The organism is Pseudomonas sp. NBRC 100443 (assembly GCF_030268185.1).
In the GTDB taxonomy this organism is placed as follows: Bacteria; Pseudomonadota; Gammaproteobacteria; order Pseudomonadales; family Pseudomonadaceae; genus Pseudomonas; species Pseudomonas citronellolis.
On the sequence record NZ_BSQE01000037.1, the window covers coordinates 14,639 to 29,783 of the forward strand.

At 64.4% G+C, this 15,145-nt stretch carries 14 protein-coding genes; 9 read left to right on the forward strand and 5 right to left on the reverse strand.

Features of this window, described 5'->3' with window-relative positions; translation table 11 throughout:
* The first annotated feature begins 91 nt into the window (after positions 1-91).
* The 3 genes from QSJ95_RS31090 (at position 92) to QSJ95_RS31100 (ending at position 2,940) form a co-directional block, all read left to right on the forward strand.
* Positions 92-1,147 (forward strand): OmpP1/FadL family transporter, encoded by a 1,056-nt coding sequence (locus QSJ95_RS31090; RefSeq protein ID WP_058488363.1) that lies wholly within the window; start codon positions 92-94, stop codon positions 1,145-1,147.
* 153 nt (positions 1,148-1,300) lie between these two features.
* Entirely contained in the window at positions 1,301-2,659 is a 1,359-nt protein-coding gene (locus tag QSJ95_RS31095) for a spinster family MFS transporter (protein WP_058488364.1), read from the forward strand.
* Between the two features lie 140 nt (positions 2,660-2,799).
* Positions 2,800-2,940 (forward strand): hypothetical protein, encoded by a 141-nt coding sequence (locus tag QSJ95_RS31100; protein ID WP_160329400.1) that lies wholly within the window; start codon positions 2,800-2,802, stop codon positions 2,938-2,940.
* A gap of 120 nt (positions 2,941-3,060) precedes the next feature.
* Here QSJ95_RS31100 and QSJ95_RS31105 read toward each other — a convergent pair whose 3' ends face one another.
* From QSJ95_RS31105 to QSJ95_RS31115, 3 genes are read right to left on the reverse strand one after another with little or no spacing between them, the layout of a single operon-like run.
* Entirely contained in the window at positions 3,061-3,912 is an 852-nt protein-coding gene (locus tag QSJ95_RS31105; RefSeq protein WP_058488365.1) for an SDR family oxidoreductase, read from the reverse strand.
* Between the two features lie 7 nt (positions 3,913-3,919).
* Complete coding sequence (locus tag QSJ95_RS31110; RefSeq protein WP_058488366.1) at positions 3,920-4,702, reverse strand: SDR family NAD(P)-dependent oxidoreductase; 783 nt, start codon at positions 4,700-4,702, stop codon at positions 3,920-3,922.
* Positions 4,703-6,448 (reverse strand): N-acyl-D-amino-acid deacylase family protein, encoded by a 1,746-nt coding sequence (locus tag QSJ95_RS31115; protein ID WP_058488367.1) that lies wholly within the window; start codon positions 6,446-6,448, stop codon positions 4,703-4,705. It abuts the gene before it with no gap.
* A 116-nt stretch (positions 6,449-6,564) separates the two neighbouring features.
* Here QSJ95_RS31115 and QSJ95_RS31120 point away from each other — a divergent pair, with 116 nt between their 5' ends.
* Positions 6,565-7,599, forward strand: a complete 1,035-nt coding sequence (locus tag QSJ95_RS31120; RefSeq protein WP_058488368.1) for an AraC family transcriptional regulator — start codon at positions 6,565-6,567, stop codon at positions 7,597-7,599.
* Here QSJ95_RS31120 and QSJ95_RS31125 read toward each other — a convergent pair.
* Positions 7,596-8,180, reverse strand: coding sequence for a TetR/AcrR family transcriptional regulator (locus QSJ95_RS31125; RefSeq protein ID WP_058488369.1), 585 nt, complete (start codon positions 8,178-8,180; stop codon positions 7,596-7,598). The genes QSJ95_RS31120 and QSJ95_RS31125 overlap by 4 nt on opposite strands.
* Before the next feature lie 86 nt (positions 8,181-8,266).
* On the opposite strand from QSJ95_RS31125, the gene QSJ95_RS31130 reads away from it, so the two are divergent.
* Positions 8,267-9,088, forward strand: a complete 822-nt coding sequence (locus QSJ95_RS31130) for an MBL fold metallo-hydrolase (protein WP_058488370.1) — start codon at positions 8,267-8,269, stop codon at positions 9,086-9,088.
* A gap of 18 nt (positions 9,089-9,106) precedes the next feature.
* Here QSJ95_RS31130 and QSJ95_RS31135 read toward each other — a convergent pair whose 3' ends face one another.
* Positions 9,107-10,003 carry a LysR family transcriptional regulator gene (locus QSJ95_RS31135; RefSeq protein ID WP_058488371.1) on the reverse strand — a complete coding sequence of 299 codons (897 nt, stop codon included), beginning with the start codon at positions 10,001-10,003 and terminating at the stop codon, positions 9,107-9,109.
* Between the two features lie 145 nt (positions 10,004-10,148).
* Here QSJ95_RS31135 and QSJ95_RS31140 point away from each other — a divergent pair, with 145 nt between their 5' ends.
* From QSJ95_RS31140 to QSJ95_RS31155, 4 genes are all read left to right on the forward strand, one after another.
* The gene (locus QSJ95_RS31140; protein ID WP_058488372.1) at positions 10,149-10,793 is read left to right on the forward strand and encodes a carboxymuconolactone decarboxylase family protein; all 645 of its coding nucleotides are present in this window, start codon (positions 10,149-10,151) and stop codon (positions 10,791-10,793) included.
* Between the two features lie 54 nt (positions 10,794-10,847).
* Positions 10,848-11,582 (forward strand): GlcG/HbpS family heme-binding protein, encoded by a 735-nt coding sequence (locus QSJ95_RS31145; RefSeq protein WP_058488373.1) that lies wholly within the window; start codon positions 10,848-10,850, stop codon positions 11,580-11,582.
* A 133-nt stretch (positions 11,583-11,715) separates the two neighbouring features.
* Positions 11,716-13,662, forward strand: a complete 1,947-nt coding sequence (locus QSJ95_RS31150) for a DUF1302 domain-containing protein (protein WP_058488374.1) — start codon at positions 11,716-11,718, stop codon at positions 13,660-13,662.
* A 59-nt stretch (positions 13,663-13,721) separates the two neighbouring features.
* A complete protein-coding gene (locus tag QSJ95_RS31155) occupies positions 13,722-15,092 on the forward strand; it encodes a DUF1329 domain-containing protein (protein ID WP_058488375.1) in 1,371 nt (456 codons plus the stop codon).
* The last annotated feature ends 53 nt before the right edge of the window (positions 15,093-15,145 follow it).

Here is a 15,145-nt window from a genome sequence, read left to right on the forward strand (position 1 = left end):
CGAGCGCCATATTCGGGCGCTTCTTCGGAGAGTCCGGGCGTGGTAGCGACCCCTGGCAAGGGGCCTATTTCCGACTCGGAGCCCGATAATAATGTACAGGAAGACCTTTCAAGGCCTGGTCACGATAGCCGCGTGCGCTTTTGCCTTTCAGGCGCGTGCGAATGGAATTGCGCTCAACGAGCAAAGCGCCAGTGGTGCGGGGACTGCGTTCGCGGGGCGGGCATCGACCGCATTGGACTCGAGCGTCATCCATGGCAACCCAGCCGGTCTGGTGAAGCTCAAGCAGGCTGAAGTCAGCGGTGGCGCTGGTGTCATTCGACCGCGCCTGGATATCAGTAGCGGGCACGGCAAGGCGGCGGGCACTAACGAGGGGGACTCCGCGCCCCTCGCCACGGTGCCATTCGGATTCATCTCTTCGCCGATCTCGGAGGACTTCAGTATTGGTCTGGGCCTTTATGTGCCCTTCGGTCTAGTCAACGACTACGAGTCGAGTTTCCAGGGCCGTTACCATGGCTCGTATAGTGAGGTGAAAGTTGCCACGTTGCAGCCGACCGTTAGCTATCGCATCAACGATGTCCTCTCCGTTGGAGGGGGCCTCACTATCAACCGCATCGAGGGCGAGTTGCGCAATAACCTGGCTACGGCTCCGCTCAACCCATCTCGTCGGGACACCGAGATCAAGATCGCAGGCGATGACACTGCCTTCGGTTACAACCTCGGCTTAATGGTCGATCTGAGCGACGCTGCCACTTGGGGGATGACTTATCACTCCAAGGTTCGATACACCCTGCAAGGGCATACCTCGGTAACAGACTCACCCCCCGCTTTTGGGCTCAATGGCCACTACAAGACCCAGATGGAGGTTACCCTGCCCGAGTCCGTTGACACGTCCGTGACCTATCGCTTCGATGAGCGATGGACTGGCTATGTCGGCGCAACATGGACGCGTTGGAGCCGGATGAACGAACTGCTCGCAGAGAATAGCGGCGTGCCGGCGCTAGGGATGGCGCTGGGCTTCGGCTCGATTGGCGAAGAGATGAACTGGCACGATACCTTGGCCATGGCGGTCGGTGCGTCTTATCTAATTGGCCCACAGTGGGTACTGCGCGCGGGCTTCGCTTACCCAGCAGACATGAGACCGGGATGAGGCTCCGTTCACATCCTGTAGCTGGGCTGTCAGCTCATCCGATTTTTGGATTCTCCGAATTCAAAACATGGATTTCCCGCAGGTTTTTCCGCCGCATAGAGTCGGCCGGTCTCGGCGCCACCCGGGCGCCGGCCCACTTGGCGAGATGCAACCATGCACGACGAGTCCTATCCTTCCCCTCTGGCCGCCTGGAGCACGCTGCTGATCCTATTGCTGGCGGCCATCCTATCCTTCGTCGACCGGCAGATCCTCAACCTGCTGGTAGAGCCGATCCGTCGCGACTTGCAGATCAACGATACCCAGATGAGCCTGCTGATGGGCCTGTCCTTCGCGCTCTTCTATGTGGTCTGTGGCATTCCCTTCGGCCGCCTAGCGGATTCCCGGAGCCGGCGTGGCGTGATCGCCCTGGGCGTCCTGCTGTGGAGTGGGGCTACTGCGGCTTGCGGCCTGGCGGTAGCCTATTGGCAGTTTCTTCTGGGCAGGATCAGTGTGGGAGTTGGCGAGGCGGCGCTGACGCCGGCGGCCTATTCGCTGCTTGCCGACAGCTTCCCCAGCGAGCGCCGTGCTACCGCTTTTAGCATCTATGCCATGGGCATCTATCTGGGATCGGGTATCGCCTTCCTGCTCGGCAGTCTGGCGGTGGCCTTCACGGCTGCGCAGCCAAGCGTTGAGTTGCCGCTGCTGGGCAGCATCCGATCCTGGCAGTTGGTGTTCATCCTCCTTGGCATTGTGGGCCTGGTCTTCACCCTGTTGCTGTCGGCGATTCGGGAGCCGCTTAGGCAGGGCGTTGGCGCTGGCAGCGTAGTGCCGCTGGCGCAAGTATTCGACTACCTGCTTGCCAATCGCCGTACTGTGCTGCATCACAACTTGGGGTTCGCCTGCCTGGCGGTGGCCGGCTACGGCAGCAGTTCCTGGGTGCCGACATTCCTCATGCGCACCTATGGCTGGAGCGCCCAGCATGCAGGTGGCGTCTATGGCGGCCTGGTGCTGGTGCTGGGCTGCCTGGGCATTCTCTTCGGTGGTCGCCTTTCCGAGCATCTGGCGCGGCGTGGCTATCGCGATGCCAACATGCGGGTTGGCTTCCTTGCCGCGCTTGGCGCGTTGCCTTGGGTCGTGGCCTTTCCGCTGGCGCAAGATGGTCGCCTGGCCGCGCTGCTGCTGGCACCGACAGTGTTTTGCCTGAGCATGCCGTTCGGCGTCGCCGCTGCGGCGCTGCAAGAGATCATGCCAAACCCAATGCGCGGCCAGGCCTCGTCGCTGTACCTGTTGGTTATCACACTGATCGGCCTGGGGGCGGGGCCGACCCTGGTGGCGCTGCTCACCGACTACCTGTTCGCCGATGACCGCGCGTTGCGTTACTCGCTGTTGCTGGTGTCCTCCGTGGCAGTGGCACTCGCTGCGTTGCTGCTAGGCGGTGGACTGGCACCTTACCGTCGAAGTGTCGAGCATCTGGCCGCTTGGGTGCCGTCGACGTCGGCTCCCGCCGTAGTAGTGACTGCGCTGCGCGGCTAAGGCGAGTGCATCCAGAAAATCGATGCAGGGCATCCATAAAAGCAGTTTCCCCCGGCAACCGGTGGCTGTTTATGGTTGTCCTGCCTGCATGATGCAGGCCTCAGCATGAATTGAAGGGGACAGGCGAGCCGATGTCTCGAGTGAAAGTCGAACGTTTCTTCCGCATCCTGGTTTTGATCCTGATACTGGTGTTCATCTTCAAGGCCCTGACCGGTCCGGTCAGGGCGGCAGAGCGCGAAGGGCGGCCAGCTGTTGTGGTCGCATGCCTCTCGGACCGCTGAGTTAGGTGTCCGGGAGGGAAGATGCGGTATCGGATCTGGCACCGGCCTTGCGCCGGTGCTTTTTTTTGCGGGCACAAAAAAGGGGAGCCGGACGTTCCGGCTCCCCTGGACTGCGTCGGTTCAGCTGCGGCGAATTCCGTACTGGCGGGCGATCAGGCGGTCGACCAACCGCGTGGGCAGCAGCAGCGGCAGCGTCCAGTTGCGCAGCCGGTCGGGAATGATCGCGTAGCGGGCCTTGGGCGAGCGCTCGGTAAGCACCTCGAAAATGATCTCGGCCATGCGTTCGGCGGGCAGGCCGCGCTTGCCCTCGGCGATGAAGTGATCGCGCGAGCGCTGCATCGCCGGGGCAATCTCCAGCCCGGCATACGGCGTGATGTCCATTTCCTCGCCCTTGTCCCAGATCGGCGTAGCGATCTGGCCGGGACCGAGGGTAATGACGTCGATGCCATAGAACAGCAGCTCGCGCCGAAGGCTTTCGGAGAAGCCCTCCATGCCGTGCTTGGACACTGTGTATGGGCCGAGGAAGGGGATGCCGATGCGTCCGGCCAGGGAACTCATGTTGATGATGCGTCCCGGCTCGCCGTGGCGCCGACGTTCGGTGCCAAGCAGGGGCAGGAAGGCCTGAGTGACGATGAGCGGACCAACAAGGTTGATTTCGAGCTGCTTGCGGTATTCGTCCACCGGCAGGTGCGAGAAGGGGCCGGACACCGCAATGCCAGCGTTGTTGACCAGGCCGGCGAGGGTGCTGTCGCGCAAGCGCTCGCGAACGATCGCCGCGCCGACCTGGACGGCGGCGGTGTCGGTGACGTCGAACAGGAGCGGTGTAAAGGTATCGCCCAGGCGCTTGCTCAGCGATTCGGCGTCTTCAGCCTTGCGTACGCTGCCGAAGACGTGGAAGCCGTTTTCGGCGAGGTGGATGGCGGTGGCGCGGCCGATGCCGCTGGAAACGCCTGTTATCACGACTGATTTCATGGAGGGTTCACCGTTGCGTTTTGGGAGCCATGGTTCGTTCTGCAATAGCCATAACCCAGGTCCTCGGGGACATGGGCGCCAGGTGCGCCATCAGGCAGTTCAGCGCGCCGTGCACGGCGACGCCGCGACGGCCCTTGAGGATCAGCCGGCGGATGTCCTCGGCCACCTCGACCGGGGCGACGGTGCGGCCCTGCTTGAAGTTGTTCGACTGCTCGGCTCCGGCGGCCGAGGCGAAGCCGCTGGCGGTGGCGCCGGGGCAGTAGGCCAGCACGCGCACGCCGGTGTGGCGCAGCTCGTAGGCGAGGGCTTCGGTGAGGCTGAGCACGTAGGCCTTGCTGGCGCCATAGACGGCCATCCACGGCAGCGGCTGGAAGGCGCCGGTGGAAGCGACATTGACGACCTGCCCAGCGCCGCGCTGCAGCATGTTCGGCAGCAAGGCATGGGTCAGTTGGGTGAGCGCCACCATGTTGACCTGCAGGGTCTGTCGGTAGTCGGCCCAGTCGGCGTCCTGGAAGCGGTCGAACTCGCCGCAGCCGGCGTTGTTCACCAGGATGTCGACCGGCGCACCGCCGAGCTTCTGCAGTACCTGGTCGACGCCGTCGGGGCGGCCAAGGTCGCTGGCAATGATCTCGACGCGAACCCGCTGGCTACGCTGCAACTCCTCGGCGAGGTTCTGCAGGCGGTCGGCATTGCGCGCCACCAGGATCAGATCGTGGCGGTCGGCGGCGAGCAGGCGCGCCAGTTCCAGGCCGATGCCGCTGGAGGCGCCGGTAATCAGGGCTGTGGTCATTCAGTGGACTCCGAGGGAGGGAAGGAAGCGGCCGAAGCGACGGGTCTTGCCCAGGTCCTGGGCGAAGCCTTCGCGGCGCGAATAGGCGATGTTGCCGTTGATCAGGGTGTAGTCGACCGCCGTATCGTTGCGGTTCACCAGGCGTATCAGGCCGAGGTTCTCCATGACGTCCTCGTGCACCTGGTCGAGTTCGTCGGTCAGCCCTACCGGGTTGACCACCACCAGGTCGGCGCGGTCGCCGACTCGCAGGTGTCCGGCGTCGAGGCCGAACCAGTCGGCCAGTTCTCCGCTGGTGCGATGCACGGCTTGTCCCAGCTTCATGATCGGCGTGCCTTCGAGGTAGGCGTCGCGGACGTACTTGAGCAGGCGCAACGGGAAGTTATAGCCGGCCAGGTTGCGGATATGCGCGCCGGAGTCGGCGAAGCCCACCTGGGTGTGCGGGCTGCGCAGCAGCTTGTGCATGACGTGCGGGCGATGGTTGGCCAACTGGGTGGTCCAGCGCAGTGCCTCGCCATGCTCCAGGCAGAGGTCGAAGAAGGTATCCACCGGGTCCTTGCCGAGGGTTCGGCCGATCTCGGCGAAGTTGCGACCGACCAACGCGCCTTCTGGACAGTGGGTCACGGTGCCATCGGAGAAGTCGCGGTGCCACAGGCCGACGCTGAGCACAGCCTTGAGGTCGCGCTTGAACTGCGCGCGAAACTGCGGATCGCGAATCTTGCCGTACTGCTCGTCGGCGGTACGCAGGTCGCGCAGCAACTCGCCGCTGGTGAACTCCTCGAAGACGTTGAAATCGAGGCCGCGCACATGGATGCGGAAGGGCGCGGGGAGCATCTGCCAGCGGAAATCGGCGCGCAGCAGGCGATTGGCAATCCAGCCGGCTGCCCGGGTCACGGCATGCATCCAGGGCTGCGACTTGAGGTCCATGGCGGTGAGCATGGTCATGCGCAGGCGCCGTCCGGACCAGCCCATTGCGTGCCAGAGGAAGGCGAAGATGTTGATCTTGGTGACTGCGTCCGGGGCACCCTGGAGCACGCCGCCGCGTCGGCGAAGAATCTCGAACAGGCGGCCGAACTCCGACCAGTTGGCGAAGGTGGAGGGCAGCGGGCGCGACCAGGCACGGTCGCCGTCGATCTTGTCCAGCCGCGTGGTCATTACCGAAAGGCCGAGCAGACCAGCGTCCAGCGCTTCTTCGAGAAGCTGCTCCATGCGCCGCATCTCCGACTCGCTCGGCGGCTGCGGACTGGTGGCGCGCTCCATGCCCATCACTGCTACGCGCAGGTCGGAGTGGCCGAGGAAGGCGCAGACGTTGGGGCCCAGCGGGTGCTCATCGAGGAAGGCGCGGTAGGTCTGCGGTCGGTCCCAGCTCTTGCTGCGCTCGAGCATCGGCAGCACCGCTTCGCGCGGCACCGCCTCCACACGTGTGAAGAGGTCGGAGCAGTCCAGCGGCGAGGCCACGATGGTGGACAACGAGCAGGAGCCGACCGCCACGGTGGTCACGCCGTGGCGTACCGATTCCTTGAGCGCAGGTGCGGCTATCACTTCGGCGTCGTAATGCGAGTGGATTTCCAGGAAGCCGGGCATGACCCAGCGGTCCCGGGCGTCGATCACCCGCGCGCAGCTCCATTCCTTCAGGGGTTGCTCGCTGACGACAGCCACGCGGCCGTCACGGATGCCGAGATGGCGGATGCTGCCGGAGGCGCCGCTGCCGTCGAAGTACAGACCGTTCTTGATGATGATGTCGAACATGCACGAATGCTCTCCCAGGGTGTGGGAGACCAGCTTGCCAAGCACCTGGATGCTCCGTCTTTGCCGCCCATGCCGTCGATTGGCTGTCGATGCCACGCCATGCCGAGATTACTTTCATGAACGCTTCCCGCTCCCCGGAAACCACGCAATACATCACCATCGGATACCTGCGCTGCCTGGCCGACTACTTGCGCCAGCAACGCATTTCCCTGCCGCGCGTACTCGCCATGGTCGACCTGCGGGAGGCCGATCTCGACGACCTCGACCGGCGCATTCCCGATGTCGCCGAGGAGCATCTGCTGCAAGTGGCCGAAGAGGTCACCGGTGATCGCAACGTCGGCCTGCACGCCGGACAGAGCATGCGTCCGACCCACCTGGGAATCCTTGGCCATCTGATGATGACGAGCCGGCAGAGCCGTGACTGGTTCGAGCTGCACATGCGCTACGAGCAATTGGTGGGCAACGGCAGCCGCGCCGAATACGAGCTGGTCGACGGCCTGGTGCGCTTGACCTTGCATCGCCGCGGTGCGGTGCCGGCCTATTCGCGCCAGGTCATCGAGTACAGCCTGTCCGGCTGGATGGCGGTGACCCGCTTGCTGGCCGGGCCGGAGTTCTCCCCGGCGCGCATCGACTTCCCGCACCCGGAGCCGGCGGAGCTTGCCGAGCAACAGGCGCTGTTCCGCTGCCCACTGCACTTCGGCTGCGAGGAGCTGCGACTGTACTTCGCCCCGCAGACCCTGGCGCTGCCGCTGCAACATGGCGACACCAGCCTGCGCGAGGCGCTGGAGAAGGAGGCTTCGCGGCGCCTGCAGGCGCTACGCGTGGAGCAGATCGACAGAGACCCGGAAGTGGCGCTGGTTCGCCAGTTCGTGGCCAATAATCTGGCCCTTGGCGTGCCGGGCATCGAGGCAGTGGCGCGAGCCATGCAGACCTCGGTGCGCAGCCTGCAGCGGCGCCTGGATGCCCAGGGCACGCATTACTCGCAACTGGTCGAGCAGGTGCGACGCAGCCTGGTCGAGCAGTACGCGCAGGATCGCTCGCTGTCGCTGGCCGACATTGCCCTGATGCTCGGCTTCTCCGACCAGAGCACCTTCCAGCGCGCATTTCGCCGCTGGTTCGGCATCACCCCCGGCGAATACCGCCGCGGCTAGTCGCCGAGCAGGGCGGCGCGCAGGCCGCGGACCAGGGCTGCGGGGTCGGTGTCGGCGAGCACGCCGCGCTGGGCGATGAAGCCCAGGAGCAGGGAGAGCAGCAACTGTGCGGCGTCCTCCGGCGAGGCGGCGAACTCCGCGCGGCGCGCCAGTGTGCTCGCCAGGCTCTTCCGGAAGCGTGTGTAGTGGCCGCGCATCAGCTCAGCCAGGCCGGCGTTGTGCTGCGCCTCGCTCCAGCCGTGCAGGGCAATGCGCAACAGGTCGAAGCGCTCATGCCCGGCGAAGCGCAGCAGGGCGGCAAGCATGCTCTCCAACAGTTGGTCCAGCGGCTGTGTCGTCCTGTCCTGCAGCAGCGGCGCGAGCTCTTGCTCCAGCCCGCCGAGCGAGCGATCCACCGCTGCCAGCACGAGCTCGTCCTTGCTGGCGAAGTAGAGGTACACCGAGCCGGCGGAGACACCGGCCTCGCGGACGATGTCCTCCATGGTGGTGGCGCTCAGGCCTCGGTGCTGGAAGCAGCACCAGGCGGCTTCGAGTATCTGTTCGCGGCGTTTGGCGCGCTGGGCGTCGGAAATCTTCGGCATGGGGTTTCTCGTCCTGCTTGACAGTCTGGCGGGAGGCGCTCAGATTAAAAAATGAATACTCATTCATTTTAACGGTATTTCAACTCATGCGCATCCATCATCTGAACTGCGGGACCATCCAGGGGCTTTCCGTCTGCGGTAAGCATCTCGTCTGTCATTGCCTGTTGATCGAGACGCCCAGCGACGGGCTGGTACTCGTCGACACCGGCCTCGGTACGCCGGATTTCGTCGACCCTGCCAAACGCCTGGGCAAGATGTTCACCTACGGCTATGCGCGGCCCAAGCGCGATCCGGGACTGGCGGCGTTGGCCCAGGTGCGGCGCCTGGGCTTCGACCCGCGCGATGTACGCAACATCGTCATGACCCATCTGGACCTCGACCATGTCGGTGGCCTGGTGGACTTTCCCCACGCGAAGGTGCACACCCATGCCATCGAGTACGGCCTGGCGATGACCCGGCCGGACCTGCTCAGCCGCAAGCGCTATGCGCCGCGCATGTTCGAGCATGGCCCGCTGTTCCGTACCTATGCCGAGAGTGGCGAGTCCTGGTTCGGCTTCGATGCTGTGCGTCAGCTCGAAGGACTGCCGCCGGAAATCCTGCTGGTGCCGACATTCGGCCATACTCGCGGGCACACGGCTGTGGCCATCCAGCGCGAGGACGGCTGGATGCTCCACGCGGGCGATGCCTACTTCGATTATCGCGAGGTGAAAGGGCCCGCCCGGGTGTGTACGCCGCTGCTGCGCACCTTCCAGTTCTTCAACGAGACCGACCGTCGCCAGCGTCTGCACAACCAGGACCGGCTGCGCCAGTTGATCGCCGGTACGCCTGACGTACAGGTGTTCTCCGCGCACAACCCCTTCGAACTGGAAGAGGCGGTCGAGAGCGCGCAGGCGCGCGCCGTGGACTGATCCCTTCCCGGCGCGAGGTCAGGCGGCGCCCACCAGGCGCCGCACACGCTCGCGCAACCATTGGTGGTCGGGTGCCTGCTGTGTGCGCTCGTGCCAAACCTGCTGCACCTGGAAGGGCGGGAAATCGAACGGTGCCGGCAGCACACGCAGCCCGAAGGTGCTCCGGCAGGTCTGCGCGAGGCGGTTCGGCACTGTTGCTATCAGATCGGTTTGCGCGGCAATCAACGCCGCCTCCATGAAATGCGAAACGTGCGCGCAGATGTCCAGCGTGGCGTTGTGCCGCGCCAGCATGTTGCGTGCATAGACCAGGTACATATGGTCGTCCGCCACGGCCACCACGTGCTTCTCGTTGACGAGGTCCGTCAGGCTCAACTCGTTGCCGATGCGTGGATGTCCCGGGCGCACCGCGCACACCGGATGCCCTTCGAAGAGTTGCTCCCCGCGACAACCCTGAGGAACCTCGCCGAAGCTGCCGATCACCAGGTCGAGCTCGCCGTAGGCCAGTTGTTGTTCGGGAAAGCTTGAGTAGCCGTTGATCTTCACTTCCACCCCGGGCGCCTCCTTGGCCAGGCTGGCGAGCAGTTGCGGCAGCAGTACCGAGGCGTCGTTCATGGCGATGTGGAAGGTGCGCTGCGAGGTTGCCGGGTCGAATACCCGGGCGCTGACCAGTCCTTCGATCTCGCCAAGGATGGTGCGCAACGGTACCGCCAGCTCCTGCGCCCGTGGTGTGAGGGTGTAACCGGAGGGGCCGCGTACCAGCAATGGATCGTCCAGCCATTCACGCAGGCGTGCGACCACATTGCTCATCGCCGGTTGGCTCAGGTGCAGACGCTCCGCGGCGCGGGTGATGTTCTTGTCGGTGATCAGGGCGTCCAGGGCGACCAGCAGATTCAGGTTTCGGCGATGAAAATTCATTTTTTGGATGCCTGTTAACCAAACAATTGATTGGTCCGATGATACAGCGCGCACCTAGCATCGCCACAGGTTCTTCGCCGTCCTGTTGCCATGTTGCGACGGCCGGACGAGGGCCTGCATTCATCGCATCATCACGGAGCAGACAATGACAAAAATCAGCGCCGTACCGGCGGGTGTCGCAGTCGACAGTCCCTACCCGGCAGGCAACTGGCAGCTTCTGCCGCAGGCTCGCGTCACCCCCTTGCCCGAGGGCAAGCGCGGCTTCCTGCACAAGGTCATCCTCTGGATGAGCCGGCGCCAGGGCAAATCCAAGGAAGACATGACGGTCATCTCCACCCTGTTGCGCCTGGGGCCGCTGGCGCCGCGCTACCTGCTGTTCGTTTCCAACCTGCTGTTCAAGGGTGGCATCTCCCGTCAGGACAAGGAACGCGTGATCCTGCGTGTGGCTTGGCGCACCGGCAGCGTCTACGAATGGGCACACCACGTTGCCTTGGGACTCGACGCCGGGCTGAGCCGCGAAGAAATCGACTCCTTTGGCCAGGACGATTCGCCGCTGTGGACGCCGCGCACCCGCGCCTTCGTCCAGGCAATCGACGAACTGCATGTGCGGCAATCGCTGGGCGAGGAGAAGTGGCGCGAGCTGGCGCTGTTCCTCTCCGAGGACCTGTGCGTGGAGTTCCTCGTACTGGTCGGCCACTACGTGATGGCGGCGACCATGCTCAATACCCTGGGCGTGCGCCTGGAACCGGAATTCAGCATCGGCAAGCTGCCGCCGCCCGTATCGCGTTGAGCCCCGGCGCACCTCCCTGGCGGAGGTGCCCCTCCCACCTTCGGAGATACCCGCATGCTTTCCCTACCGTTGCGAATGCTCGCGGCGTTGGGCCTGCTCGTGCCCGCGCTGGCCTGGTCGGCCGACGACTGCGCTGCCTTGCCCGCTCATCAGCTATTGCGCGAGGCGCTGCAAGCGGCGCATGGACCGCACAACGGCGGTTTCGGCCTCGATTTGTGGGCGACCCTGGTCGATCGCAGCGGGCGCATCTGCGCCCTTGCCTATAGCGGTGCCGGGCGCGATGCGCAGTGGCCGGCCGCGCGACTGGTCTCAGCGGAGAAGGCCTACACCGCCAACGCCCTAAGCCTCGACGGCCTGGCCATGGCCACCGCGAATCTGTATGCGGCCATGCAGCCGGGTGGCAGCTTGTTCGGCCTGCAGGGCACCCATCCGCCGCGCACCGAGCTGGCTTATGCCGGTCCAGCCGAGCGCTGGGGGGAGGTCGACGACCCGCTGGTCGGTCAGCGCCTGGGTGGCCTGGTCGCCTTCGGTGGAGGTCTGGCGCTGTACGACCACACCGGGCGCCTGCTAGGAGCCCTTGGCGTCTCCGGTGACAGCGCCTGCGCCGATCACGCGGCGGCTTGGCGCGTACGCCATGCCCTGCAGTTGGACTACGTGCCCGCCGGGGTCGGCCCGGGCGGCTTCGACCAGATCGCCTTCCGCGGTCCCTGGGCCCAGCCGCATTGCTTGAACCCAACCAAGGAGGACGCCGTGGTTCGGAGTCTGCCAGCCGTCTCCAGGCGTTCCTGAACCTTATCCCAGCAGAAAGCGACACGGCCGTGGAGGAGCCGCGTCGCTTGCTTGACCGACGCAAGCCACGACGACCGGGGTCCAGCGAGGCCTCGGCTCCAACAATAACAATGATCGATCGCGGAGCAGTCCCATGACCGTCCCCTCGTGCAAGCCCTCGTTGTCGCTCGCTATCCGCCAGGCTCTCGGCCTGGTCGGCCTCGCCGTCGCCCTGCCGGCCGGCGCGGTGGAATTCAGCTTCCTCGACAACGAGCTCAGCGGAAACCTCGACACCACTCTGTCCTACGGTCGCATCTGGCGTGTCCAGTCCCAGGACAAGCGCTACGACGCAGCCGACATCAACCTCAACGACGGCAATCGAAACTTCGATACCGGACTGGTCTCGGAGGTCTACAAGATCACCAGCGACTTTGAAGCGCGCTACCAGAACTACGGCGCATTCGCTCGCGGTTCGGCGTTCTACGACACGCAGATCATGGACAAGCGCAACGACTACTACCACAACGACGCCTTGCCCCAGCCGAGCCAGAACTATCCGCAGGATGACCACTTCACCTCGGCTACCCGCGACAATGCCGGACGCGGCGCCGAACTGCTCGATGCCTATCTCTTCGGCAACTGGGACTTCTATGGCCACAGCCTGAATGCGCGCGTCGGCCGGCAGGTGTTCAACTGGGGCGAAAGCCTGTTCTATCGCGGCGGCGTCAACACCACCAATCCGGTGGACGCCACCAAGCTGCATTTGCCTGGCTCGGAGATCAAGGAAGTGCTGATCCCCCTGGAGGCTCTGCAGTTCAGTGTCGACCTGACCCAGAACCTGTCGCTGGAAAGCTTCTATCAGTGGAATTGGCGCGAGACCCAGGTGGACCCGGTGGGCACCTTCTTCTCCGAGACCGACCTGTTCGCTGACGGTGGCAACTCCGCCTATCTGCAGAACCCCGGCTTCGCTGCGGTGCTTTCGCCGCTGGCGGTGCTCGGTGGGCGCTCGGCCTATCAGGCGGCGCTGGCCAACCCTGCTTTCGGTCTGGCCGGCAGCAGCTACGCGCAGGGCGACACCATCAAGGTGGCCAACATCGGCAAGGATCTCAACGCCCGCGACAGCGGCCAGTTCGGTGCGGCGCTGCACTATATTGCCGAGCAGCTCAACTCCACCGAGTTCGGCTTGTACTTCGTCAATTATCACAGCAAGGAGCCGCTGACCGCTGTCAGCTTCGCGCCGGGCTACCAGGGAGCTGACATGGCAGCCCTGCGCGGTAGTCCTCTGGCGGCGGGGGCCAACCTGATCGGCAGCATCGACATGGCCGGCAACGCGGTGGCCAGTCGTGAGTACGTCGAGAACATTCAGATGTATGGCCTGAGCTTCAACAGCACCGTCGGCCAGGCCTCGGTGTTTGGTGAGCTGGCCTACCGGCCGAACCTGCCAATTAGCATTGCCGCGACCAACGACATCGTCGGCGACTTGCTCGGCCAGTCGCTCAGCGGAGAGGCCACGGTCTACGACCGCAATACTCCGGCCGACCAGGCCTGTGCTCTGGTGGCGGGCAAGCAGCTGTGCCGCGGCTCGACCTTCCACAACTACGAGCGGGTCGAGGCCTTCAACAGCAGCCTGGGCACCCTCTACAACTTCGGCCAGGGCTTGAGCTTCGACTCACTTCTGGGCACCGCAGAGATCGCCGCTGAGCAGATCCGCGGGAGCAGCCTGAAGTACACCGCCTACAACGGCCAGGTGCGCTACTACGCCGGGAGGCCGAACAACGCCTATGGCGCCGGTTTCGGTGACGGCGACCAGGCGGACCGCAATGCCTATGGTTTCACCCTGCAAATGATCGGCACTTGGAACGATGCTTTCGCCGGCGTCAACGTCTCGCCCTATGCAGTGTTCAAGGACGACTTCAAGGGCAACTCCTACCAGAACGGCAACTTCATCGAGGGGCGCAAGGCCTACACCCTGGGTGTGAAGACCAGCTACCGCAGCAAGTTCGACACCGAGCTGCAGTTCACCAAGTACTACGGCGCCAGCCGCGACAACACCCTGCGCGACAGGGACAACGTCGGCTTCAACGTCAAGTACTCCTTCTGAAACCACCACCTGACCGACCGGTCCGGATGGGGGCGGTCGGTGTAGTCGCGGAGTCGCACATGCTCAACAAGTCGCTCGTCGCCGGGGCGTTGGCCCTGGCCTTCCAATTTTCCTGTTCGCCGATCTTCGCCGGCGTGTCGGCCGACCAGGCTGCACGGCTGGGCAAGGACCTGACGCCGCTGGGGGGCGAACGGGCCGCCAACTCCACCGGCAGCATTCCTGCCTGGGACGGCGGCATCACGCGGGCGCCGGCCGGCTACAAGCCCGGCGACCACCACCTGGATCCGTTCCCCGACGACAAGCCGTTGTTCACCATCGACAAGGCTAATCTGGCGCAGTACCGGGCGAACCTGACGGCAGGGCAGATCGCCTTGTTCGACACCTACCCGGACAGTTTCCGCATGCCGGTGTACGTCACCCGGCGTTCGGCATCGGCACCCCAGTGGGTCTACGACAACACACGCAAGAACGCCGTGACTGCCAAGCTGGCCGACGGCGGTAATGGCTTCACTGACGCCTTCGGCGGCATTCCGTTCCCGGTTCCGCAGAGTGGCGTAGAAGCGCTGTGGAACCACATCGTCCGTTATCGCGGCACGCACATCGTGCGCCAGTCCACTGAAGTGGCGATGCAGCGCGACGGTTCCTACACGCCAATCGACTATGAGCAGGAATCGCTGTTCCGTTACTACGACCCGCAGGGCTCCTACGAGAAGCTGGACAACATTCTCTTCTACTTCGTCGCCTTCGTTAAAACGCCACCACGGCTGGCCGGCTATTCCAGCCTGGTACACGAGACCATGGATCAGGTGAAAGAGCCACGCCAGGCCTGGGGCTATAACGCCGGACAGCGCCGCGTCAGGCGTTCGCCGAACCTCGCCTACGACACCCCGGTACCGGCGTCCGACGGCCTGCGCACCACCGACGACACCGACATGTTCAACGGTGCGCCGGACCGCTTCGAGTGGAAGCTGCTCGGCAAGCGCGAGGTTTACATTCCCTACAACAACTACCGGCTCGCCGCCGCCGGAGTAAAGTACGCCGACCTACTGCAACCGGGGCATCTCAATCCGGCGCTGACCCGCTACGAGCTACACCGGGTATGGGTGGTGGAGGGCACCCTCAAGCCCGATGCCAGGCACATCTACAGCAAGCGCACCTTCTATCTCGACGAGGACAGCTGGCAGATCGCTGTGGCCGACCAATACGACAGCCGAGGCAAAATCTGGCGCGTATCCATGGCCTACCTGAAGAACTTCTACGAGCTGCCCACCACGTGGTCGGCGGTCGAGGTCTATCACGACCTCTATTCGCATCGCTACAACGTGCAAGGCCTGGACAGTGAGCAGAAGTCCGCAATCGATTTCCAGCAGCCGAGCCCCGGGGACAGCTATTTCAATCCTTCGGAGCTGCGCCAGCGGGGCACGCGCTAGAGCGGCTGCACAGGTTCCGGAATTCAACACCAACGTTGACCATGGTTCGTTTG